We start from the raw sequence: 23501 nt of genomic DNA, 5'->3' as shown, positions 1-23501 counted from the left end.
GTCAGCCTCCTTGCTTGGAGCCGGCCAGGTTCTGGCTGCCCACCGGGAACGGAGTGGAGTGGATGAAGGGGTCGAGCCCGACGAGCTCGCTGGGCGGGGCGGCGATGAGCTGCTGCACCTCGGCCCTGGTCTGCGGCGAGGGACCGCCGAGGGTGTCGCAGACGGCGGCGACGACGCCGGCCTGCGGCAGCTTGTCCTTGAGCAGGCCCAGCCGCAGCAGTTCGAGCGAGGCGCGATAGGTGTTGAGCAGCGCGACGCCCAGTGCCGGGGCGCCGTTGGCGGCGAACTCCAGCACCATCGGCAGGTAGTCGGGCAGCTCGCCGTCGAGATCGACGAGCAGTCCGGAGTCGCGATAGGTCTGCTTGATCGCGGCCAGCACCTCGCCGCGGCGGCGGGTGTCGCCGTCGGTCCAGTAGGTGAGGTGCATGGCGTGCCGGCGCGACAGGTCGAACTCCTGGACGTGCCACGACTGAGCGTCCATGAGCGGCATCGAGCGCAGGTGCTCCAGCGTGGGCCGGAAGCCGTCCAGCGCGTCGACCTCGGCCAGGGCCTGCTCGACGAGCGGGAGGCGGTCGAGCACCTCCTGTTCGGGATAGGCGAGCACGACGGCGGCCGCCGCGTAGATCACGCGGTGGTTCTTCGGCGGCGGGGTGGGCAGTTTCACGGACGACCCGCCTTCTCCGCCATGTCGCGCTCGGCCTCTTCGCGCTTGGCCTTGACCGCGGCGAAGGACTCGATGGCGACGGGAACCACCCGGCCCGAGGACTCGCCGAAGCCGCCCATCGCGCTGGGGTCATCGTCGAAGTTCACCGAGCAGCCCATCTCTTCCAGGTTGTGCGCCTGTTCGCGGTGCGCCTTGGGGATCACGTAGCGGTCGTTGTACTTCGCGATCGCCAGCAGCCGGTACATCTGCTCCAGCGCGCCGCCGGTCATGCCGACGGCGGCAGCCAGCTCCTCGTTGCGCTCACGGCCGAGCGTCACGTCGCGCATGTAGGAGCGCATGGCCGCCAGCTTCTGCAGCACCAGGCGCACCGGCTCGACGTCGCCGGCGGTGAACAGCTCCGCCAGGTATTCCAGCGGGATGCGCAGCGCGTCGATGGCGCCGAACAGGTTGCCCCCGGCCTCTGCATCGTGGCCCTGCGAACTCAGCAGATCGACGACGGGCGACAGCGGCGGGATGTACCAGACCATCGGCATGGTGCGGTACTCCGGGTGCAGCGGCAGCGCCACCTGGAAGTGCTTGATCAGCGCATAGGTGGGCGACTTCTGCGCAGCCTGCAGCCAGTCGGCGGGGATGCCGTTGGCGCGGGCGTCCGCGATCACCTGCGGGTCGTACGGGTCGAGCATCACGTCGAGCTGGGCCTCGTAGAGGTCCTTCTCATCCGCCAGCGCGGCCTGGGTGACCTTGTCGGGGTCGTAGAGGATGATGCCGATGTAGCGCAGCCGGCCGACGCACGTCTCGGAGCACACCGTGGGAAGGCCCACCTCGAGGCGCGGGTAGCAGAAGTGGCACTTCTCGGCCTTGCCGGTGCGGTGGTTGAAGTAGATCTTCTTGTACGGGCAGCCGGTGATGCACTGGCGCCAGCCGCGGCACTTGTCCTGATCGACAAGCACGATGCCGTCCTCGGAGCGCTTGTAGATCGCTCCCGACGGGCACGAGGCCATGCACGACGGGTTCAGGCAGTGCTCGCAGATCCGGGGCACGAAGAACATGAAGCTCTTCTCGTACTCCAGCTTGATCTGCTGGTTGGCCTCCTCGCGCAGCTTCTTGAGGATGGGGTCGCCCTGCTCGGTGGCCGCGACGCCGCCCAGCGAGTCGTCCCAGTTGGCCGAGGCGCTGATGGCCATGTTCTGGCCTGTCACCAGCGACTTCGGCCGGGCCACCGGGAAGTCGTCGCCCAGCGGGGCGGTGATCAGGTTCTCGTAGTCGTAGGTCCAGGGCTCGTAGTAGTCCTCCATGCCCGGCTGCACCGGGGAGGCGAAGATGCTCAGCAGCTTCTTGAAACGGCCGCCGGAGCGCAGCTTGAGCCGGCCGCTCTTGGTGCGCACCCAGCCGCCCTGCCACTTCTCCTGGTCCTCGTAGGCGCGCGGGTATCCCTGCCCGGGCCGGGTCTCGACGTTGTTGAACCACACGTACTCGATGCCGGCCCGGTTGGTCCAGGCCTGCTTGCAGGTCACCGAGCACGTGTGACAGCCGATGCACTTGTCCAGATTCATCACCATGGCCACCTGAGCCATGACACGGCGCTGTTTCGCCATCAGTACTGCACCTCCTGCGAGCGGCGGCGCACCGTCGAGACGATGTCTCGCTGCACGCCGGTGGGGCCGATGTAGTTGAAGGCGTACGCCTGGTGGGCGTAGCCGCCGATCAAATGGGTGGGCTTGAGCAGGATGCGCGTCACCGAGTTGTGGATGCCGCCGCGACGCCCCGTCGCCTCCGACTTGGGTACGTCGATGGTGCGTTCCTGCGCGTGCTGCACGTAACAGATGCCGTCCGGCAGCTTCGAGGTGACGACGGCGCGGGCGACGAAGACGCCGTTGGCGTTGGTCAGCTCGATCCAGTCGTTGTCTTTGACGCCGATCGACGCGGCGTCAGCGACGCTCAACCACGCCTGCGGGCCGCCGCGTCCCAGCGACAGCATGAACAGGTTGTCCTGGTACTCGGAGTGGATCGACCACTTGTTGTGCACCGTCAGGTAGCGCAGCGTGATCGCCTTCTCCCCCGCCGGGCCCAGCTCGGGCTCGCCGTAGGCCTTGGACATGTCCAGCGGTGGACGGAAGGTGGGCAGCTGCTCGCCGGCGTCGATCATCCAGTCGTGGTCGAGGAAGAAGTGCATCCGGCCGGACAGCGTGTGCCAGGGCTTCAGTCGCTCGGTGTTGATGGTGAAGGCCGCATAACGACGTCCGCCCGTCTCAGACCCCGACCACTCCGGCGACGTGATCACCGGCTGCGGCGCGTTCTGCGTCTGGGCGAAGGTGATCAGCTTTTCCTCCGAGCCCTCGGCCAGATCGGCGATCTTGCGGCCGGTCTTCTTCTCCAGGTCGTGGAAGCCCTGGGTGGCCAGCTCGCCGTTGGTGGTGCCGGAGAACATCAGGATGGCCTCGGCCATGCGCTGATCGGTGTTGATCGCCGGGCGACCCTCAGCCGGACCGCTCGGGTAGACGCCGTGCAGCCGGCCCAGCTGATTCACCTGATGCTCCACGTGGTAGGTGATGTTCTTCACCGTGAAGCCTAGCTTCTCCGCGAGCGGGCCGACGGTGGCGAGCTTGTCGGCGATCGCGGTGTAGTCGCGCTCGACGACGGCCAGCACCGGCATGTTCTGGCCGGGCACGGCCGGGATGTCGGTGCCCTTCCAGTCGCGCACCACGCCGCCCGGCTGCTTGATCTGGCCGGGAGTGTCGTGCTGCAGCGCGACGGCCACCAGATCCTTGCGCTTGTCGAGGCGACCCTTGGCCATCGTCGACAGCTTGTGCGCCAGCTCGGTGAACAGCTCGAAGTCGGTCTTGGCCTCCCATGGCGGGTCGATAGCGGGCGAGAACGAGTGCACGTAGGGGTGCATGTCGGTGCTGGAGAGGTCGTGCTTCTCGTACCAGGTGGCGGCCGGGAAGACGATGTCGGACAGCAGCGTCGAGCTGGTCATCCGGAAGTCGGCGGTCATCAGCAGGTCGAGCTTGCCCTCGGGCGCCTCGTCGTGCCACTTCACGTGCTCGGGGCGCTCGTCGGCGCCGTGGTTGTTGGGCAGCAGGTTGTTGTGCGTGCCCAGCAGATGCTTGAGGAAGTACTCGTTGCCCTTCGCCGACGAGCCGAACAGGTTGGAGCGCCAGAGGATCATGGTGCGCGGCCAGTTCTGCGGCGCGTCCACGTCCTCCATCGAACTCTTCAGCTCGCCGCTCTTCAGCCTCGCGGCGACGTAGGCCTGCACGCTCTCAGCCTCGCCACGGTCGACGGCGGCCTGGGCCTCGTCGGCCAGATCCAGCGGGTTCTTGTCGAACTGCGGATAGAACGGCATCCAGCCCAGCCGGTTCGACTGCGCCAGCGCGTCGGCGGTGTGCATGCCGTCGAGCGCGCCGGTGGACAGCGGCGACTTCACCCGGTCGGCCGAGAATCCGTCCGTGCGCCACTGGTCGGTGTGCATGTACCAGTAGGCGGTGCCGATCATGGTGCGCGGCGGACGCTGCCAGTCCATGGCGTTGGCCATGTTGAACCAGCCCGTCATGGGGCGGCACTTCTCCTGACCGACGTAGTGGGCCCAGCCGCCGCCGTTCTTGCCGATGCAGCCGGTCATCATCAGCAGCGCGATGATGGCGCGGTAGGTGACGTCGGCGTGGAACCAGTGGCAGATGCCCGCGCCGATGATGATCATCGTGCGGCCCTTCGACTCCTCGGAGTTCTGCGCGAACTGCCGAGCGGTGCGGATGCAGGCCTCGGCCGGTACCGAGGTGATCTCGGCCTGCCAGGCCGGCGTGTAGGGGGTGTTGACGTCGTCGTATCCGCTCGGCCACTGGCCCGGCAGACCCTCGCGCTCGACGCCGTACTGGGCGAGCATCAGGTCGAAGACGGTGGTCACCAGCTTGTCGCCGATGCGACGCGTGGGCACGCCCCGCTTGATGATCGAGCCCTCGCCGCGCGGATCCTCGAAGCACGGCAGCGCCACCTCGACGGCCGCCGCGTCGGCGTCGCCGTGGAAGGTGAGGGCGGGCTCGATGTCGCCCAGCTCCAGGTTCCACTGGCCGGCGCCGTCCTCGGAGTAGCGGAAGCCCATCGATCCATTGGGCACCGCCGTAGATGCGGAAGCCTTGTTCCACATCACCGTCTTGAATGCGGCATCGCTCAGATGCTGATATTCCGGAAGATCGGCGGCGGTGATGAATTTGCCCGCGGTAAGACCGTGACCATTCGGATGATCCACAAGCGTGATCAGCATTCCGAGGTCGGTGTACTGCTTTACATAGGAATCGAAATAGTCAACTTTTTTGTCAACAAAATTCTCTTTGAGAATGACGTGACCCATCGCCATCGCGAGCGCCGCGTCGGTGCCCGCCTGGGCCGGAAGCCACTCGTCGGCGAACTTCACATTGTCGGCATAGTCGGGGCTGACGGTGACCACCTTTGTGCCGCGATAGCGCACCTCGGCCATCCAGTGGGCGTCGGGCGTGCGGGTCAGCGGGACGTTCGAGCCCCACATCATCAGGTAGGACGCGTCCCACCAGTCGCCCGACTCGGGCACGTCGGTCTGGTCGCCGAACACCTGCGGACTGGCGACGGGGAGGTCGGCGTACCAGTCGTAGAAGCTGGTCATCGCGCCGCCGATGAGGTGGGTGAAGCGGGTGCCGATGGCGTGGCTCACCATGCTCATCGCCGGGATCGGCGAGAAGGAGACGATCCGGTCAGGGCCGTAGTGCTTGATGGTGTTGACGTAGGACGCGGCGGCGATCTCCAGGGCCTCGTCCCAGGAGATGCGCACCAATCCGCCCTTGCCACGGGCCTGTTGGTAGCGTCGACGCTTCACCGGATCGGTGCTGATCTCATGGAACGCGGCCACCGGATCACCCAGGCGCTGCTTGGCCTCGCGATACATCTCCAGCAGCACGCCGCGGCCGTACGGGTAGCGCACCCGAGTGGGCGAATAGGTGTACCAGGAGAAGGCCGCGCCGCGCGGGCAGCCGCGAGGCTCGTACTCCGGGCGATCGGGGCCGGTGGACGGGTAGTCGGTCTGCTGCGACTCCCACGTGATGATGCCGTCCTTGACGTAGACCTTCCACGAGCAGGAGCCCGTGCAGTTCACACCGTGCGTCGAGCGCACCACCTTGTCATGGCTCCAGCGGTCGCGATAGAAGACGTCGCCGGCGCGCCCGCCCTTGCGGAACACCGCCCGTCCATCCGCCGTCTCGTCCCACTTCGTGAAGAAACGCCCCACCTTCAACAGAGCCTCGGATGCGGCTCCGTCGATCCTCGCCGTGTCACTCATGAGACCACCTTGTCCAAAAATCTTGGATAAATCAGCCGAAGTGAAAAGAAAGTCACTCACTACGGTTCGTAGGAGTCTATGCGCTGACAGGGTCATTCGCTAGAAAGGCAACCCTAATTTCCCCACCCCACGCTCTTCGAGGTGTACCTATCCACGCTCTTCGAGGTGCGCCCCACCCACGCTCTTCGAGGTGCGAGGCCGCCCGCGGCCGAGCCTCGAGGAGAGCGTGACCGTGTCTGAGGGCTTGTGGTCGAGAGCTGTGGTTACAACCGTCGTGTTCGGCCGCCGGTCAGTGAGGGACGCCAGGTCTTCTGGGGTGTCCAGGTCTTTGGTGACGGCGCTCGGGGCGTCGACTTGGGCGACATCGAGGCGACGCAGGGCACGGCGGACGGAGAGGTCGCGAGTTCCGTCCAGGGCGTCGATGGCGGAGACGAGGGCGTCGAACCGGTAGCGACCCGCCAAGTACTGCGGCCAGCCGTCCTCGTCGCGCAGCACCACGCCGTCGGTACCGGGCTCGACCTCCGCGAGCCGGCCGACCACAGCCTCAGGGGCAGCCAGATCTCCCGCCAGCAGCAGCACCTCGTTCACCTGTCCCGCAGCGAGAAGGATGGCGGTGGCCGCCGCGATACCCGCAACCGGGCCCCCGAACGGCGGATCCTCCAGGGTGAACCTCACGCGCGGATCCGGCTCCCATCCATCGGGCTCGGGCGCCACCACGACCACGCACTCGGCCCACCCCAAAGCTGCGTCGACGGTGCGCCGCAGCAGACTGCGCCCCTCCAACAGCACGCCCATCTTGTCGCGGCCCATCCGCCGGGAGCGGCCGCCGCCGAGAACGATGGCCTGGCGCATCGCTGAAACCTACCCGCCGGCGAAGGGGGGCAGCACGTCGAGCTGCTGGACGCCGCTCAGGTCGTGGCTACCCTCGACGCGCGCGCCGTCGGCGAGCAGCGTGGAGACGGACAGCACCTTGGCCAGTCGCTCGTTCCCCTCCCCCAGCTGCGCGACGAGCGCCGCCACGTCGAGCCCGCTCACCTCGACGGTGTGAGACTCGCAGCCCGCCGCCTCGGCGGCTCCGGCGAAGTACCTGATCTGCATCTTCATCCTCCGATTGCGCTCATGGTTCTGCTGGGTTGTTCGAAGCCCACGTCGTCGATGCCATGGGAGCGAGGCTTGATCAGATGTTCACCCTTCCAGGCCGCCACCAGATCGTCGTCGCTCCCGCCACCGCGCAGGATAGCGCGCAGGTCGGCCTCGCGACGCGAGAACAGGCAGCTGCGCACCTGGCCGTCGCTGGTGAGCCGGGTGCGGTCGCAGTCGCCGCAGAACGGGGCGCTCACCGACGCGATCACGCCGACGGTGCCACCGGGCTGCGTGTCGTCGGGCGCGACCCGCCACAGGGCGGCCGGCGCGGCGCCGCGCGGTTCGTCGACGGGGGTGAGGGTGTAGCGCGCCGTCAGCAGGTCGAGGATCTCGTGCGCGGTCACCATGCCGGAACGCTCCCACGTGTGCTGCGGCCCGAGCGGCATCTGCTCGATGAAGCGCAGTTCGTAGCCGCCGCGCAGGCAGAAGTCGGCCAGGCGCACCACGTCGGCCTCATTCTCGCCCCGCATGACGACGGCGTTCACCTTCAGCGGCCTGAGTCCCGCCTCGTCGACCGCGCGGACACTGCTGAGCACGTCGTGCAGGCGGTTGCGGCGGGTGAGCCGCGCGTAGACGACCGGGTCGAGCGAGTCGATGGAGATGTTGACCCGCTGCAGTCCCGCTGCCTTCAGCCGGCCGATCCGCTTGTCCAGACCCAGCCCGTTCGTGGTGAGCGCCAGCTCCGGCACTCCCCCGTCGACGGTGCGCAGCCGGGCAGCAGCGGCGAGGATCCCCTCCAACCCAGGACGCAGCAGCGGCTCGCCACCCGTGAAGCGCAGCTTGGTGACCCCGAGCCGCTCGACGGCGACGCGCAGCAGGCGCACCACCTCGTCGTCGGTCAATGTCTGTTCGGTGGGCAGCCAGGCCAGTCCTTCGGCGGGCATGCAATAGGTGCAGCGCAGGTTGCAGCGATCGGTCAGCGAGACCCTGAGATCGCGCGCCACCCGGCCATAGCCGTCGATTAACCCGAACATGTTGTGGATACTACGTGACGGTCAGCGCGACCGCAGCCGCGACAAGGTCGACCCGTCGTAGACCAGCAAGGCCGACCCTCGAACCAGCGCCTCACCCGCGACGGGGCGCTCCCACAGCAACACCCCCGACGCATCGAAGGCCTGCAGCACCGGACTGAAACCGTCGTAGCGCACGATCACCTGGCGCCTGCTCTCGCCCACGACGTGCGCCGAACCGGGCGGCGGGGTCCACCGAGACAGTTCGCGGCCGGTGTCCCCGTCGTGCCACGTCGCATCCCCGCTCGAGACCAGAACGGGGCCGAGCCTCGTCGCCGCCACGGACGTCGCGAGTACCCGAATCTCCCACCGAGCTTCCCCCGTGCCCTCGTCGAGCATCGTCACCCTGCCTGGGGCCCGCAGCAGGATGCCCGGGGTTCCCACACTCGCCTCGTCCGCCTCCACCTCGGATGTCCAGATCTCCGCGCCGTCCACGCCGGCGAGCGACGGTGCGGTCGCGAACGGACCGGCATCGAGTTCGACGATGCCGTGCGGCCCGATGAGGTGGCGGCGTGAGGTGTCGAAGATATCCACCGCGGGAAGCGGATCGCCCGAGATGGCATCGAGGACCATGAGCGGCGCGAAGGCCTCTTGGTGGTCACGGCGGATCTGCATCATCACCTGGATCTCCCCCTCCTTCTCACTCTCGTCCCCGTCACGTTCGCCGAGTTCCAGGGAGAAGACGGAGGTGGCGAGCGCCTCGACCAGGCAGCCGTCGGCACGGGAGACCACGCGTCGACCGAACGACACCGCCTGCCCGGAGAGGCAGATCGAGCTCAGCCACGGGAACTCGTCCAGCTCGCCGGTTGCCTCACCACGGGCCTGAACGAACTCGGATATCGACGGGAAGCCGGAGAACCCATCGACATCGCCGATCCCTTGGGGTTGGGCCTGCGTGACCTCCCATATCGGGCCCCCGCCCAGCCGCCGAGCGTCGAGCCTCGCCAGCACCTCTCCGTCAGACGTTCCGCGACCCACGTACACATCGGTGCCGCGAGCGGCGGCGTCGACGATCATGTCCAAGGGGTCGCCCAGCGCCACGTCGTCGGCGACCTCGCCCGTGCGGGAATCCAGCAGCACCAGTCGATTGCCCAAGCCGTAGCCCAGGACGCTGCCGTCCTCATTGGCGAACGGCGCCCAGAGGCCGTCATCAGGCTCCGCCCAGTCGGGCAGCCGGTGGCGCCAGATCTCCTCACCGGTGTCGAGGGAGATCAGGCGGATCGCGTCTTCGGCCTCGTCAAACCCCGGGCCGATCAGCAGGGCTTCGTCACCTACCGCCATGAAGGGGAAGCTCGTCATGCCCCCGTACCTGACTGGGACCGACAGCTCCCAGGCCACCTCGGGCTCCGACGGAATCCCCTCGAGGTAGCCGTCCCCTCCGCGGTTCTGCCACGCGTCGTAGCCGGCGACGGCCCCGGCCAGGATGGCCAACGTGGCCACGAAGGCGGTGACGATCAGCAACCGCCGGCGCCGCGACATCGGCTCGGGCGCATGCTCCTGCGGTTGCTCACCAATCCGCTCAAGCAGCATCTGGTCGTCGTCGATCACCCGGCTCCCCTCCTTCGCTCCACTCTAGAGAAGCAGGCTGACTGAGGAGAGGCACTTCGGGCGATCCAGCGTCGCCGCCGCACGGATTCCAGCGGCATTTGCCCAAGCCATTGGGGGCAAATCCGTTCTTAGCGGGGGGCGACGCGTTCATCGGCCGGTTGGAGTGACACAATCGGCCTATGAGCAACGAGGCTGGGCACGGCCTGGGACCGACGCGGGCCAAGGTGCTGAAGCTTCTTCAAGAGTCGGTCGGCGCGATGTCCGTGTCCGAGATCGCCGAGCACATCGGGATCCACAAGAATTCGGCGCGGTTCCATCTCGACAGCCTCGCCGAACACGGTTACGTGACTCGGGACAAGCTGCTGACCGGGGAGACCGGACGACCGAAGCTCGTGTACCGGGCCACCGCGGCGTCGCCCAACGTCACGCCCGAGCACCTCTCGAACCTCTGCCAGATCCTGATCCGCAACTTCCTCGTCGAGAAGGTCGACGGCACCCAGCTCGCCGAGCAGGCTGGCTACGAGTGGGGCAGGGAGCACGGCCGTCCGGATGAGGAGCAGGGGATCCTGAACAGCCTGGCGCACATCCTCGCCGAACAAGGATTCGCCCCCACCGTGGCGCGCGAGCAGATCTGGTTCGACCACTGCCCCTATCGCTCAGCCCACATCGACGGCGACGATCTGCGCGCCGTCTGCGCCCTGCACAAAGGCATGGTCAAGGGCTACCTGGACACCAGCGGATCCCGTCTCACGACGGGCGACCTGAAGGTCGGTCCCACGTGCACGCTGGCCCTCGTTCCCGTGGATAAGCCCGCGGCAAAGACGCCACGATAGCCCTTCCGTGGCACAGGTCGTCCCCCCATTAGGAGAGATGCCCTAGGCTAGGGGCGTGATTTTCAAGCGAGTCGGCGAGGACCGCCCGTACCCCGACCACAGGTACACGCAGCGCCAATGGGCGTCCATTGCCCCACACCAGGTGCGGCTGGACCAACTCGTCACGACGAAACGCACGTTGGACCTCGAGGCGCTGCTGGAGGAGGACTCCACTTTCTACGGCGACCTGTTCGCCCACGTCGTGTCCTATCAGGGCGAGCTGTATCTCGAAGACGGGCTGCACCGTGCGCTGCGCGCCGCCCTGCAGCAGCGTCAGACCATGCACGCCCGGGTGCTGGAACTGTAGGACCGACCCACCATGGCCATCCAGAAAGCAGGTACCGCGTGCGTCTTTTCCGGCTGATCGCGACGCCCATCGTCCTGCTCGCGCTGCTCGTCACACTGCTGTGGGCGGCCCAATGGGGCTGGCGCAACCTCACCGAACCGTTGCCGACCCCAGAACCGACGCCGTGCGTGACGCAGCCCATCGACGTCATCAAGCCGGAGAACGTGTCGGTGCGGATCCTGAACGGCGGGTTCACCACCGGGTTGGCGGGCAAGGCGGCCAAGCGTCTGGAGACGGCCGGATTCCAGATCCTCACCACCGGCAACACCGAGGAGCGCGTCAAGAACACGGTGATCCGCGGCAACGCCGAGAACCAGGCGGCGCTGGAGCTCACAGCCAGCTACTTCGGCGGCGCCGAGATCCAGAACGACCAGCGAGTGGACGGCACCGTCGACGTGCTCGTCGGATCCGACTGGGGTGGGTTCGGAGAGGGCCCGCTGAAGAAGGTCGAGTCTGAGACGGGCAGCCTGTGCGTGCCGCCGGACCCCGAGTCCAGCACCACGCCCACACCTACGGCCAGCGAGTCCGCATCGACGGAGCCCACCGAGAAGGAAGAGGGCGAGTAGCGGATCCCGAGAGGGCGCTCCCGTCAGTCCTGTTCCAGGAGCAGTCCCGGCAGTTCGCTCATCGACGTGAAGGTACGGGCTGCTCCCAGTTCGAGCAGCTTCTCCGGGCTTTGATACGTGGGCCCGTCACCCGCGAAACCGAAGACGGTCGCGCCGGCGGCCACACCCGCACGGACCCCCGGCGGGGAGTCCTCCACCACCGCGCACGCCGCAGGATCGACGCCAAGCGCCGTGGTGGCGGCCAAGTAGACGTCGGGAGCGGGCTTGCTACGCGGCACCTCGACGCCGCTGAAGATCCGGTCGCCGAACAGCTCCCTGATCCCGACGATCCCGAGCTGCATCTCCACCTTGTGGCGATCGGCACCTGAGACGCAGGCGACGGGGATGCCTGCCTCGACGACGGCCCGCACCGCGTCACCCGCCCCGGGCACCGGCGTCAGCCGCGCCCGCAGCGCCACGTCGCGACGGGCTCGAAAGCCGACGATCCATTCGTCATCGATGGCGACGCCGGTGTGGTCGTAGATCACCTTCCACTCGTCCTTGAAGGCGGTGCCGACGAACCGTCGGTGACACTCCTCCACCGAGATCGGCCATCCCATCTCGTGCAGCATCTCCCGCAACACACTGAGGGTGATGGCTTCGGAATCGACGAGCACCCCGTCGCAATCGAAGAGCACGGCGGCGAATCGGCAAGCAGTCACGCCTCTGCACCCTACATAAAATTCGGACCCCCGTAATCATACGGAGGTCCGAATTTTTGGCGGTGACGGAGGGATTTGAACCCTCGGTGGGTTGCCCCACACTCGCTTTCGAGGCGAGCTCTTTCGGCCGCTCAGACACGTCACCGTCGGCTAGCTTACAAGGCCCGGGGCGACGTTGGCCAATCAGCGACGAGCGGCGAAGAAGGCGTCCAGCGGGCGCGCGCACTCCTCCGCCATCACGCCGCCCACCACGAGCGGGCGGTGGTTGAGCCGGGGATCGCGAACCACGTCCCACAGCGACGCGACGGCACCAGCCTTCTCGTCATAGGCCCCGAACACCAGACGACCGACGCGAGCGCCCACGATCGCTCCCGCGCACATGGTGCAGGGCTCCAGGGTGACAACGAGCGTGCAGCCCTCCAGACGCCACTCCCCGATCGCCTCGGCGGCGCGACGGATGGCGAGCACCTCGGCGTGCGCTGTGGGGTCGCCGTGCAGTTCTCGCTCGTTGTGCGCGACGGCGAGCACCGCACCGTCGGCATCCAGCACGACGGCGCCGACAGGAACATCGCCGTGATCGGGCGCGGCCTCAGCCTCCGCCAGCGCGCGCTGCATGGCGCCATGCCAACGGGTACCCACGGTGAGGCCGTCAGCCGCCGAACTCGTCGGCGGCGGCCAAGAACTCGTCCTCGACGCGCAGCTTGCGCGCGATCGCGGCGAGCTGATCGTAGGCGTCCGCCTCGTAGTCGGTGACGATGGCCTCCATCTCGAAGGCACCTAGACCACTTGCGGCGTAGATCTCCAGATCGCCGATGGGGGCAGGGTCGTCGTCCTCGGCCACGTCCTCGCCCAGATAGTCCACAACATCGCGAGCGATCGGCCAGTCGAGCGCCGCCGTCACATCGTTGAGCAGCACCTCGACGGTGCGGCCGCGCACGCGGCAGATCACGAACACGTCGCCGCCGATCGCAACCCAACCGTCGGCACCGGAATCGCCGGGGAGTCGACGCAGCTGCTCCATGAGCTCGTCCAGGTCGTTGGCCAACTCCACCTCGAGCGGCACGGCAACCGCCTGGCCGTCCTCTCGGTACAGCGCGACCACCAGGTCGACGTCGTCCTCGGTGGCTTCCTCGAGGTCGTCGTACTCGTCGTCGTCGGCGTCGTCCTCCAGATCATCGGTGAGATCGAACGGCTCGGCATCCTCGTCAAAGGCGTCCATTGCACTCTCCCTTCCTCCGGTAGACGACCACGACTCCTATCCTCCCACGGATCACCGCCCGACACAGCCCCCACCCCAACCTCGGCCCACACCCGCAAACCGGCCCGTCGGTATGACAGAGTTGAGCCGTGGAACTGCATGTCGTCACTCATCCGCTGGTCGATCACAAGCTCACGCTGCTGCGCGACAAGAACACCGAACAGCCCATCTTCCGTCAGCTCGTCGACGAGCTGGTCACCCTGCTGACCTACGAGTCCATGCGCGGCGTGCGCGTCCAGCCGCATGACATCGTCACCCCGGTCTCCCCCACCACCGGAACCCGGCTGGCCACACCCGCGCCATTGGTGGTGCCCATCCTGCGCGCCGGCCTCGGCATGCTCGACGGCATGCTGCGCATGGTGCCCACCGCGGAGGTCGGTTTCCTGGGCATGATCCGCGACGAGGAGACCCTCCAGCCCACCACCTACGCCGAGCGCCTGCCCGTCGATCTGCGTGGACGCCAGTGCTACGTGCTCGACCCGATGCTCGCCACCGGCGGCTCCCTTGGCGAGGCCGTGAAGTTCCTGGTCGACCGCGGCGCCGACGACATCACCTGCATCTGCCTGCTCGCGGCCCCCGAGGGCATCGACAACTTCACCAAGCTGGTCTCCGACCTGGGCGTGCCATGCTCGCTCTTCGTCGCGGCGGTGGACGAGAAGCTCAACGAGATGGGCTACATCGTGCCGGGCCTCGGCGACGCGGGCGATCGCCTCTACGGCCTGGCCGAGTGAGCCTCGGGACAAGGTCGTGACCGACGCTCCGGCGAGCATCGGCTTCGTCGGGGCCGGCTGGCGCTCCGACGCCTACTTCACCGTCGCCCAGGCCAGACCCGACCTGTTCTCGATCGACGGCGTGTTCTGTCGCAGCGACGCGACGGCTCAGCGGGTGGCTCGCCGCTGGGGCCTGCCGTCGACCACCGCCGAGCGCGAGTTCTTCGCGCGACGGTTCGACTACGTCGTGCTGTGCGTTCCCCGCGATCTCGTCTCGGACTTGCTGACGCTCAGCCTGGATGCCGGATTGCCGACGCTCGTCGAGACACCGCTGGCAGCGAGCACCGAGGAGTTGGCCGCGCTGTACCGACGCTGGGCCACCGCGCCCATCCAGAGCGCTGAGCAGTACCGCTACCAGCCCTCCCATGCGGCCCGGATCGCCGTCGCCGACAGCGGACTGTTGGGTTCGGTGGGCACCGCCGAGGTCTCGGTGGCGCACGACTATCACGGCGTCAGCCTGATCCGCCGGATCCTCGGCACCGGGTTCTCCCCCGTCAGCATCCGGGCGAGCGCGATCGACGAGCCCGTCGTGGGCACCCTCGGCCGCGCAGGATGGGCGCCAGAACTGGTCGCCACCACCGCGCGACGGGTGCGCGCGGAGCTTCGCTTCGACAACGGCACAACAGGCCTCTACGACTTCACGGGCGAGCAGTACTTCTCCCCCATCCGGTCGCGCCGGCTCGCGATCCGCGGCGAGCGAGGAGAGCTCTGCAACGACGAGGTGACCTACATGCGAGCCCCCGCGCATCCGGTCCGCCAGCAGCTGCAGCGCGACCACACCGGCACCGACGGCGACCTCGACGGTCTGCACCTTCGCGGCATCGCGCTGGGCGATGATCTCGTCTACCGCAATCCCTTGGCACCGGCACGGCTCTCTGACGACGAGATCGCGATCGGCACCGTGCTCACCGAGATGCGACGGCTCGTCGACTCCGGCACGCCCTTCTACGGCATCGACGAGGCCTGCGAGGACCAGTACCTCGCCGGCCTCATGCAACGGGCGATCACGACGGGCGCCGTCGAACGCGCGCACGCCCGCCCCTGGGCGCCTTCCGCCTGACCGGCGTCGGAGAACGATCTATCGCAGGGTGGCCCGAAGCCAGCGCGCGCAGAGATCCACCCAGGCGCCGGCATTCTCCGGCAGTTGGCTGCGGTCGGCATTCGATGTGGCATCCGCCACGCCCAGACCATGCGGCCCGCGCGCGAAGTGGTGGTATTCGAAGGGCACTCCGGCCTCGGAGAGCGCGTTCACGAAGCGCAGCGACTGCGTCGCGGGCACCACGGGATCCTCGCCCGTGGTCCAGACGAACGCCGGCGGCACCTGGTCGGTGACCGCGGCGATGCAGTCTTCTTTGAGCATGTCCTGTAGCCCGTCCTTCATCGGCGTCCAGTCGAGGCTGAAGACGGCGTAGCAGGGCACGATCGCATCGGGCCGGGAGCTGTGCTCGAGCAGCCCGGCGTTGGCGTCGACGCCGCGCGCCACCAGGTCCTCATACTCCGCGCGCTCGGCCTCGACCAGCTCCTCCCGGTGCCAATAGGTGCCGAGCAGCGCCGTGACGTGTCCTCCCGCGGAGAAGCCGAGGATCACGATCCGGTTGGGGTCGACGCCCAGCTCCTCGGCGTGCCCGCGCACCCACCGCACCGCGCGGGCGGCGTCGACGGCGGGGTTGGGGAACACCGCATGCTCGCCCACCGAGTACCGCAGCGTGAAGGCGTGGAAGCCGTGCCTCTGGAACGCGACGACGACAGGATCCGCCTCCCGCTGCGAGAGGAACCGGTAGGCCCCGCCCGGGCAGACGATGACCGCCGGACGGGGGTACTCGAGCGAGCCCGGATCCTCGTCGGCCCGTGGCAGGTCGAACAGACTGGCGTGCAGTGTGACGTCGCGGTCGGGATTGAACTCGACCGAGAAGCTACGCATTCTCTGGCTCAGCGCCTTCCGCCACGGCGATGTCCAGATCCAGCTCCACGTCCACTTCGCTATATCCGTTGCCGTTCAGCGCCTCGTCCTCGGGATCCTGGTAGTCCTCTCCGGGGTCGGGGGGCAGCGTGCCGGCGTAGTCGGGCACCTGATGCTGCAGGCTCCGCTCGGTGCGCCGGTACCCCGTCGACTTGGGCCGCTTCGGGAACACCAGCTCGGGTCGCTCGATGCGCTCGTACGGAATCGAGCTGAGCAGGTGGTGGATCATGTTGATCCGCGCCGCGCGCTTGTCCTCCGACTCGACGACGTGCCACGGGGCGGAGTCGATGTCGGTGTGCACGAACATCTCGTCCTTGGCCCGCGAGTAGTCCTCCCACTTGGTGATCGACTCCAGGTCGGTGGGCGAGAGCTTCCACTGCCGCATCGGGTCGGTGAGACGCGACTTGAATCGCTTGAGCTGTTCCTTGTCCGAGACGGAGAACCAGTACTTCAGCACGATGATCCCGTCCTCGACGAGCATCCGCTCGAAGATCGGGGTCTGACGCAGGAAGCGACGATGCTCCTCCGGCGTGCAGTAGCCCATCACACGCTCGACTCCGCCACGGTTGTACCAGGAGCGGTCGAAGAGCCTGATCTCGCCGGCGGCGGGGAGGTGCTCCACGTATCGCTGGAAGTACCACTGGGTGCGCTGACGCTCCGTCGGTGCCGGCAACGCCACGACGCGCGCGATGCGGGGATTCAGGTATTCGGTGATCCGCTTGATCGCGCCACCCTTGCCCGCAGCGTCGCGGCCCTCGAAGATGACGACGACGCGGGCGCCAGTGGACTTGACCCACTCCTGCATCTCGACGAGTTCGGCTTGCAGGCGATGCAGTTCGGCCTCGTACAGGGCCCTGTCCATCTTCTTCTTTTTCGCCATGGGGGAAGGGTAAGGCCACCGACGCCAGTCCCGCAGGAGTTTTGCATTATCCGTTAGGAAGAAAACGCCCGGAACAGCCTTGTGGCACCAGCCGGAGTTTCCCCCAGATGGTGCCACAAAACGGATCAGTGGTGTCGGCGTGGCCGATCAGTAGGCGCCCGACTTCCCGAACACGGCCCGGAAGGTCTTCAGCAGGATCATCAGATCCTGGACCAGCGACCAGTTGTCGACGTAGTACAGGTCGAGGCGAACCGTGTCCTCCCAGGAGAGGCTGGAGCGGCCGGAGACCTGCCACAGGCCGGTCAGGCCGGGGCGGACGTGAAGGCGACGACGGGTGTCGAAGTCGTAGCGAGCAACCTCGCGGGGCAGCGCGGGACGCGGGCCCACCAGGCTCATGTCGCCGATGAAGGCGTTCCACAGCTGGGGCAGCTCGTCGATCGAGTAGCGACGGATGAACTTGCCGACCCTGGTGATGCGCGGGTCGTCCTTCATCTTGAACAGGACGCCGGCGCCCTCGTTCTGGGCCTGCAGCGCGGCGAGCCTGGCCTCGGCGTCGGTGCACATGCTGCGCAGCTTCAGGCAGTCGAACTCCTTGCCGTTCAGGCCCACGCGGCGCTGCCGGAACAGCACCGGGCCGCCGTCTTCGAGCTTGATCGCAAGAGCCGTGATGGCCAGGATCGGAGCAGCCACCACCAGCAGCACGCCGGAGCCGACGATGTCCACCGCACGCTTGAACCAACGCAGCGACTTCATGGCCCGGGGACGAGCGACGTCCACCAGCGGCAGGCCGGCGACGGGACGGAACTCCAGGCGCTCGGCGCTGACATCGGCCAGGGTCGGGGCGAGGATCATCTGCACGTCGGACTGCTCCAGTTGCCAGGCCAGGCGACGGAACTCATCGGACGACTGGAAGGAGCCCTCCGCGAAGATCACGGTCGGCACCCGAGTGGCGTCGATGATGGCCGGCAGTTCACGCAGACGCCCCAGCACCGGCAGCCCCATGGCCGTGGCCTTTCCGGAATCGTCGACGACGGCGCCGCGCAGACGGTAACCGGTCCACTCCTCGCGCTTGAGGACCATCGCGATCTCGTCGACGTGATGGCTGGAACCCACCACGACCACCGGAGTCACGAACAGCTCACGGGAGTGCAGGAAGCGCATGATCTGTCGGCGGAACCAACGCATCGCAACCAGCAGGATGATCCCCCCGATCATCCAGGCCGCGAACAGCCCACGCGGGTAGTCGTAGTTGAGCAGGTAGCAGGCGATCCCGATCAGCCCACCGGTGAGCACCGTCGCGTTGATCGCCCGCTTGTACTCGAGCGCCCCTGCGCGAGTGTGCTTGAGCGAGTAGGCGCCGATGCTGCACAGCATCACGGACCACAGCACCAGCGCGGTCGCACTCATCGCGAGCACGTTGGCGTTCAGCGGAACGGGGTGGAAGCTCTGCATCATCTGAATCGCAAACAGGAAAACCAAGCCGACTGCCACGATGTCCATCAGCCAGAGCACAAAACGCTGCAAAGGCTGCGAACGCAGCACATTGGTTGTCGTGGAAACCGACGTGAGTCGCTCCACAAGTGGTAGGTAGGTTGCCGACACCTTGATCTCAGCCATTTTGGATCCCCCAATCCTCTTCTCACCGACCCCGTCCCCCCTAGACTTTTGGCCAGGTCGGCGTTCGACTTGAGTAGCATCTCACGTTCCCTACGCTCACGCCAGTTGAAATCGCAACTTTTTTGCCAAACGTCGAACTATTTTCTACGACCTTCGGCCACCCTCGACGCCCCTCAATCTAAGTATGAATACTTAGTGCGACATCAGATCTCGCACCAATGGCGGTTCGATCGGGGGCAATCTACCCACTTTCCCAACCAAGATGGGGCACAAACCTACCCGCGGGTAGTCTTGCTGGTCCCCGGGTGGCCTCGGTCGCTCGTCGATCCAACGGCCACAAAAGCAGATCCGCCCGTACGCGACCTTGTTTCAGTCACGCACGGGCGGATCCTCAGAGCACAGCGAGAAGAGATCCCGCTCCGCGCCTACTCAGCGAGAAGAGAGGCGAGGTGGGCACCGTATCCCGACTTGGACAGCGCCTCGGCGCGTTCGGCAAGCGCCTCGTCGGAGAGGAAGCCCAGACGCCACGCAGCCTCCTCGGGGCAGCCGACCTGCAGGCCTTGGCGCGCCTGGATGGTGCGAACGAAGTTGCTGGCGTCGTTGAGCGAGTCGAAGGTTCCGGTGTCGAGCCAGGCCGTGCCGCGGGGGAGCACCTCCACCTTGAGCTGGCGCTTCTCGAGGTAGACCCGGTTCACGTCGGTGATCTCGTACTCACCTCGAGACGACGGGGCCAGGTTGCGCGCAATATCCACCACCTGGTTGTCGTAGAAGTAGAGACCCGGCACGGCGTAGTGCGACTTGGGGCGGGCCGGCTTTTCCTCGATGGAGATGGCCAGACCCGTGTCGTCGAGTTCGACGACGCCATAGGCGGTGGGATCGGCGACGTGATAGCCGAAGACCACCGCGCCGTCGAGGTTCTGGAACTTGCCGAGCTGGGTGCCCAGGCCCTGGCCGTAGAAGATATTGTCGCCGAGCACGAGGCAGACCGACTCATCTCCGATGAAGTCCGCTCCGATGGTGAAGGCCTGGGCCAAGCCCTTGGGCTCGGGCTGCACCGCATAGCTGATGGAGATGCCGAATTGCGAGCCGTCTCCGAGCAGCCGTTTGAAGGCCTCTTGTTCGTGCGGGGTGTTGATGATCAGTACCTCGGAGATACCCGCGAGGATCAGCGTCGAAAGCGGGTAGTAGATCATCGGCTTGTCGTAGACGGGAACGAGCTGCTTGCTGCTGCCGAGCGTGATGGGATGAAGCCGTGTGCCGGAGCCACCGGCCAGAATGATGCCGCGCATGGCAGCCATTGTTTCACGTGGACTCTCGGTTGCGTGTCCGTCTAGACTCCCGTGCTATGTCGAAGCTACTCGTCACTGGGGGGGCCGGGTTCATCGGCAGTAACTTTGTCCGGCACGTCCTCCAACACACAGACCATTCCGTTACCGTTCTCGACGCGCTGACCTACGCGGGGCACCGCTCGTCTCTCGACGGCCTGCCCGAGTCCCGGTTCGCACTGGTGGAGGGGTCGATCTGCGACGCCCCACTCGTGGACCGGCTGGTCGCCGACCATGACATCGTGGTGCACTTCGCTGCAGAGTCCCACAATGACAACTCGCTGAACGACCCTTCGCCGTTCATCCAGACGAACCTCGTCGGGACGTACCAGCTGCTGGAGTCCGCGCGCAGGCACGACAAGCGCTATCACCACATCTCCACCGACGAGGTCTACGGGGATCTCGAACTGGACGATCCGGCCAAGTTCACCGAGACCACGCCGTACAACCCTTCCAGCCCGTACTCGGCGTCGAAGGCCGGCTCGGATCTGCTGGTGCGCGCCTGGGTGCGCAGCTTCGGCGTCCGCGCCACCATCAGCAACTGCTCCAACAACTACGGGCCCTACCAGCACGTGGAGAAGTTCATTCCGCGGCAGATCACCAACGTGATCGACGGCCAGCGCCCCAAGCTGTACGGAGCAGGCCTGAACGTGCGCGACTGGATCCACGTCGACGACCACAACGCCGCCGTCCTGGAGATCATCGACCGCGGCCAGATCGGCGAGACCTACCTGATCGGCGCGGATGGCGAGAAGGACAACAAGTCGGTCATCGAGCTGATCCTGTCGCTGATGGGGCAGTCGGCCGATGCCTACGACCACGTCAACGACCGTCCCGGCCACGACATGCGCTACGCGATCGACGCGACGCGCCTGCGCGACGAACTCGGCTGGCGGCCGCAGTACTCCGATTTCGAGTCGGGTCTTGCCGCGACGATCGAGTGGTACCAGACCAACGAGGCGTGGTGGCGCCCCATGAAGGCCGCCACCGAGGCCAAGTACGCGAAGTCAGGTCAGTAATGGCGGGCCCGCTCGCGGTCAGGAAGACCGCCATCGAGGGCCTGTTGATCATCGATCTCCCCGTCCACGGGGATGCGCGCGGTTGGTTCAAGGAGAACTGGCAGCGTGCGAAGATGGTCGGCCTCGGGCTGCCCGATTTCGGTCCCGTGCAGAACAACGTCTCTTTCAACGCCACCCCGGGCACCACCCGCGGGCTGCACGCCGAGCCCTGGGACAAGCTGGTCTCGATCGGAAAGGGCCGGATCTTCGGCGCTTGGGTGGATCTTCGCCCCGGCCCCAGCTTCGGCACGACGGTGACCCACGAGATGGGCGTCGATTCCGCGGTCTTCGTGCCGCGGGGGGTCGCCAACGGATTCCAGGCTCTGGAGCCGGACACCGTCTACTCGTACCTCGTCAACCGCCACTGGAGCCAGCAGGCGGTTGCCTCCTACACCTTCCTCAACCTCGAGGACGAGACCGCGGGCATCCCGTGGCCGCTGCCGCTGGCCGAGGTGTCCGACGCCGACAAGAACCATCCGCGCTTGGCGGACGTCACCCCGATGGCGCCGCCGTCGACGGTGATCGTCGGGGCGAACGGACAGCTGGGCCGGGCGCTGCGGGCGCAACTGCCCGATGCCATCGCGCTGGCCCGTCCGGACGTCGATCTCGCCGACCCGGCGACCCTCGACGCGGTGGACTGGTCGCAGGTGGGGCTGATCATCAACGCCTCCGCCTACACGGCGGTCGACGCGGCCGAGACAGAACAAGGCCGGCGCGACTGCTGGAGCGTCAACGTGACGGGGCTCGGCGCGCTCGTCGAGAAGGCTCGCGAGTTCCGGATCCCGCTGGTTCACGTCTCGTCCGACTACGTCTTCGACGGAACGGTCGAGGTGCACTCCGAGGACGAGAAGCCGAGTCCGCTCGGCGTCTACGGTCAGACCAAGGCCGCCGGCGAGGCGCTCGTCGCCACGCTCCCGACGCATTGGATCGTGCGCAGCAGCTGGGTGATCGGCGACGGCAACAACTTCGTGCGCACCATGGCGTCGCTCGCCGAGCGCGGGATCAAGCCGGGCGTCGTCGCCGACCAGTTCGGTCGGCTGACCTTCACGGAGGATCTCGCCGCCGGCATCGTGCATCTGGCGCGGAGCCAGGCGCCTTCGGGCATCTACAACCTCACCAGCGAGGGGCCGACGCAGACCTGGGCCGGCATCGCCAAGCGGGTCTTCGAGCTGTGCGGCCGGTCCGCCGACGACGTGACCGAGGTGACCACCGCCGAGTACGGGGCAGGCAAGCAGATGGCGCCTCGTCCGCAGCACAGCACCCTCGATCTGTCGAAGCTGGCGGCTGCCGGTTTTGTTCCGACGTCCGCCGACGAGAGGCTCACTGCCTATCTCGCGTCGGCATAGGTCCAGCCGCAGAGAAGCGGATGCTCAAATAGATCAGATAGACAAGGAGTCAGGCACCATGACATCGAACCTCGCCGAGTTCACCGAGAAGTTCCGGGTCAAAGAACTCGAGATCGCTCGAAGCGAGCATTGGATCTGGTCGGTTCGGCCCGACCAGGCGACGCTGGGTGCCGGCGTCTTGTCGCTGAAGCGCTTCTGCGCGTCGATGAGCGAGGCCACCGCGGAGGAGGTCGCCGATCTCGCCGTCATCACGAAGCTCATCGAGGCCCGGTTGGGCGAGGCATTCGCGCCCGACAAGATGAACTACCTGATGCTGATGATGGTCGACGCGCACCTCCATTTCCATGTGGTGCCGCGTTATGCCGAGCCACGTCACTTCGGTGGCCTTGAGTGGGTGGACGGTGGATGGCCCGCGCTACCTCAGCTCGGAGCCAACGCGGACGTGACCCAGCCCGGCCTTCTCGAGACGGTGCGCGACGCCCTGCGCCCCTGAGCCCCGCCCTTTGCCGCCGCTACACAGTGCACGAAACCCTAGGAACGGGTGCCCAACGGTGGTAGGGTCGCGTCTCATATCCGGGCTGATTGCCGGGCTCCCCGGCGCTCGACCGGACTTTTCCACGGGGGGAAATGATGCATGAGACGAGCGCGCGCACGCAGCGAGGGGGCGGTGCTGTGAAAAAGGTCGAGCCCGACGCAGCCAGCCTTCGCGGATACGTCCCCGGCGCATGGGACATGTTTCATATCGGCCATCTGAACATCCTGAGGCGTGCACGGCAGCACTGTGGGTATCTGATCGTGGGCGCGGTCTCCGACCAGACTCTCTTCGACATGAAAGGGAAGTACCCGATCGTTCCTCTGGAAGAACGCATGGAGATCCTCGGTTCGATCGGCATCGTCGACGAGGTGGTGCCCGACTACTCGGTCAACAAGCTGGACGTCTGGGAGCGAACCAAGTTCGACGTGCTGTTCAAGGGCGACGACTGGCGAGGCACCGCCAAGGGGCACAAGCTCGAGGCAGACATGGCGAGCGTCGGCGTCGAGGTCCACTACTTTCCGTATACACCTCAAACCTCCTCCAGCGAGCTGCGCAGGGTGCTTGCCGCGTACTGAGGGGCACGATGCAAGGCGTCTG

22 protein-coding genes, 1 tRNA gene and 1 pseudogene are annotated in these 23501 nt (G+C 66.8%); 9 read left to right on the top strand and 15 right to left on the bottom strand.

Annotation, left to right across the window (positions count from 1 at the left end; genetic code table 11):
* Position 1: 1 nt before the first annotated feature.
* The 7 genes from narJ to P0D62_RS04430 all read right to left on the bottom strand — a co-directional run bounded on the left by narJ (position 2) and on the right by P0D62_RS04430 (position 9670).
* The gene (narJ, locus tag P0D62_RS04460) at positions 2-664 is read right to left on the bottom strand and encodes a nitrate reductase molybdenum cofactor assembly chaperone (RefSeq protein ID WP_275701419.1); all 663 of its coding nucleotides are present in this window, start codon (positions 662-664) and stop codon (positions 2-4) included.
* On the bottom strand, positions 661-2259 hold the full coding sequence (gene narH, locus P0D62_RS04455; protein ID WP_275701418.1) for a nitrate reductase subunit beta: 1599 nt from the start codon (positions 2257-2259) through the stop codon (positions 661-663). Before narH ends, narJ begins: the two co-directional genes overlap by 4 nt.
* A complete protein-coding gene (locus tag P0D62_RS04450; RefSeq protein ID WP_275701417.1) occupies positions 2259-5969 on the bottom strand; it encodes a nitrate reductase subunit alpha in 3711 nt (1236 codons plus the stop codon). The genes narH and P0D62_RS04450 overlap by 1 nt, the downstream gene beginning before the upstream one ends.
* 147 nt (positions 5970-6116) lie before the next feature.
* Positions 6117-6821 (bottom strand): molybdenum cofactor guanylyltransferase, encoded by a 705-nt coding sequence (gene mobA, locus P0D62_RS04445; RefSeq protein WP_275701416.1) that lies wholly within the window; start codon positions 6819-6821, stop codon positions 6117-6119.
* 9 nt (positions 6822-6830) lie between these two features.
* Positions 6831-7067 (bottom strand): MoaD/ThiS family protein, encoded by a 237-nt coding sequence (locus tag P0D62_RS04440; RefSeq protein WP_275701415.1) that lies wholly within the window; start codon positions 7065-7067, stop codon positions 6831-6833.
* Between the two features lie 2 nt (positions 7068-7069).
* Positions 7070-8086, bottom strand: coding sequence for a GTP 3',8-cyclase MoaA (moaA, locus tag P0D62_RS04435; protein ID WP_275701414.1), 1017 nt, complete (start codon positions 8084-8086; stop codon positions 7070-7072).
* Positions 8087-8107: 21 nt separating this feature from the next.
* Complete coding sequence (locus P0D62_RS04430) at positions 8108-9670, bottom strand: PQQ-binding-like beta-propeller repeat protein (RefSeq protein ID WP_275701413.1); 1563 nt, start codon at positions 9668-9670, stop codon at positions 8108-8110.
* A gap of 179 nt (positions 9671-9849) precedes the next feature.
* On the opposite strand from P0D62_RS04430, the gene P0D62_RS04425 reads away from it, so the two are divergent.
* Genes P0D62_RS04425 through P0D62_RS04415 form a run of 3 tightly spaced genes read left to right on the top strand, consistent with a single transcriptional unit; the run spans position 9850 to position 11454 of the window.
* Positions 9850-10503, top strand: coding sequence for a helix-turn-helix transcriptional regulator (locus P0D62_RS04425; protein WP_275701412.1), 654 nt, complete (start codon positions 9850-9852; stop codon positions 10501-10503).
* 55 nt (positions 10504-10558) lie between these two features.
* Entirely contained in the window at positions 10559-10849 is a 291-nt protein-coding gene (locus P0D62_RS04420) for a type II toxin-antitoxin system VapB family antitoxin (RefSeq protein ID WP_275701411.1), read from the top strand.
* A gap of 38 nt (positions 10850-10887) precedes the next feature.
* Positions 10888-11454, top strand: coding sequence for a LytR C-terminal domain-containing protein (locus tag P0D62_RS04415; RefSeq protein WP_275701410.1), 567 nt, complete (start codon positions 10888-10890; stop codon positions 11452-11454).
* 23 nt (positions 11455-11477) lie between these two features.
* Here P0D62_RS04415 and P0D62_RS04410 read toward each other — a convergent pair whose 3' ends face one another.
* The 4 genes from P0D62_RS04410 to P0D62_RS04395 all read right to left on the bottom strand — a co-directional run bounded on the left by P0D62_RS04410 (position 11478) and on the right by P0D62_RS04395 (position 13374).
* A complete protein-coding gene (locus P0D62_RS04410; RefSeq protein WP_275701409.1) occupies positions 11478-12155 on the bottom strand; it encodes an HAD family hydrolase in 678 nt (225 codons plus the stop codon).
* 57 nt (positions 12156-12212) lie between these two features.
* Positions 12213-12300 (bottom strand) — tRNA-Ser (locus tag P0D62_RS04405).
* A gap of 38 nt (positions 12301-12338) precedes the next feature.
* A complete protein-coding gene (gene tadA, locus P0D62_RS04400) occupies positions 12339-12770 on the bottom strand; it encodes a tRNA adenosine(34) deaminase TadA (RefSeq protein WP_275701408.1) in 432 nt (143 codons plus the stop codon).
* 34 nt (positions 12771-12804) lie between these two features.
* Entirely contained in the window at positions 12805-13374 is a 570-nt protein-coding gene (locus P0D62_RS04395) for a tRNA adenosine deaminase-associated protein (protein ID WP_275701407.1), read from the bottom strand.
* Positions 13375-13502: 128 nt separating this feature from the next.
* Here P0D62_RS04395 and upp point away from each other — a divergent pair, with 128 nt between their 5' ends.
* Both upp and P0D62_RS04385 read left to right on the top strand, forming a co-directional pair.
* Positions 13503-14144, top strand: coding sequence for a uracil phosphoribosyltransferase (upp, locus tag P0D62_RS04390; protein ID WP_275701406.1), 642 nt, complete (start codon positions 13503-13505; stop codon positions 14142-14144).
* Positions 14145-14160: 16 nt separating this feature from the next.
* Positions 14161-15243: a Gfo/Idh/MocA family protein gene (locus P0D62_RS04385; protein WP_275701405.1), complete on the top strand. Its 1083-nt coding sequence runs from the start codon at positions 14161-14163 to the stop codon at positions 15241-15243.
* An 18-nt stretch (positions 15244-15261) separates the two neighbouring features.
* On the opposite strand, the gene P0D62_RS04380 is transcribed toward P0D62_RS04385, so the two are convergent.
* The 4 genes and pseudogenes from P0D62_RS04380 to rfbA all read right to left on the bottom strand — a co-directional run bounded on the left by P0D62_RS04380 (position 15262) and on the right by rfbA (position 19929).
* Positions 15262-16104, bottom strand: a complete 843-nt coding sequence (locus tag P0D62_RS04380) for an alpha/beta hydrolase (protein WP_275701404.1) — start codon at positions 16102-16104, stop codon at positions 15262-15264.
* 232 nt (positions 16105-16336) lie between these two features.
* Positions 16337-17023 (bottom strand): annotated as a pseudogene (gene ppk2, locus P0D62_RS04375) (polyphosphate kinase 2); the annotation flags it as partial.
* 147 nt (positions 17024-17170) lie between these two features.
* Complete coding sequence (locus P0D62_RS04370; RefSeq protein WP_275701402.1) at positions 17171-18640, bottom strand: sugar transferase; 1470 nt, start codon at positions 18638-18640, stop codon at positions 17171-17173.
* 425 nt (positions 18641-19065) lie between these two features.
* The gene (gene rfbA / locus P0D62_RS04365; RefSeq protein WP_275701401.1) at positions 19066-19929 is read right to left on the bottom strand and encodes a glucose-1-phosphate thymidylyltransferase RfbA; all 864 of its coding nucleotides are present in this window, start codon (positions 19927-19929) and stop codon (positions 19066-19068) included.
* Between the two features lie 56 nt (positions 19930-19985).
* Between rfbA and rfbB the strand changes: the two genes are divergently transcribed.
* From rfbB to P0D62_RS04345, 4 genes are all read left to right on the top strand, one after another.
* Positions 19986-20984 (top strand): dTDP-glucose 4,6-dehydratase, encoded by a 999-nt coding sequence (rfbB, locus tag P0D62_RS04360; RefSeq protein WP_275701400.1) that lies wholly within the window; start codon positions 19986-19988, stop codon positions 20982-20984.
* Positions 20984-22369 (top strand): sugar nucleotide-binding protein, encoded by a 1386-nt coding sequence (locus P0D62_RS04355; protein WP_275701399.1) that lies wholly within the window; start codon positions 20984-20986, stop codon positions 22367-22369. The genes rfbB and P0D62_RS04355 overlap by 1 nt, the downstream gene beginning before the upstream one ends.
* Before the next feature lie 58 nt (positions 22370-22427).
* On the top strand, positions 22428-22862 hold the full coding sequence (locus P0D62_RS04350; protein WP_275701398.1) for an HIT family protein: 435 nt from the start codon (positions 22428-22430) through the stop codon (positions 22860-22862).
* 179 nt (positions 22863-23041) lie between these two features.
* Entirely contained in the window at positions 23042-23479 is a 438-nt protein-coding gene (locus tag P0D62_RS04345) for an adenylyltransferase/cytidyltransferase family protein (RefSeq protein ID WP_275701397.1), read from the top strand.
* The last annotated feature ends 22 nt before the right edge of the window (positions 23480-23501 follow it).

The sequence above is a fragment of the Tessaracoccus caeni genome (assembly GCF_029211185.1).
In the GTDB taxonomy this organism is placed as follows: Bacteria; Actinomycetota; Actinomycetes; order Propionibacteriales; family Propionibacteriaceae; genus Arachnia; species Arachnia caeni.
This window is presented reverse-complemented; position numbering and strand designations above follow the sequence as displayed.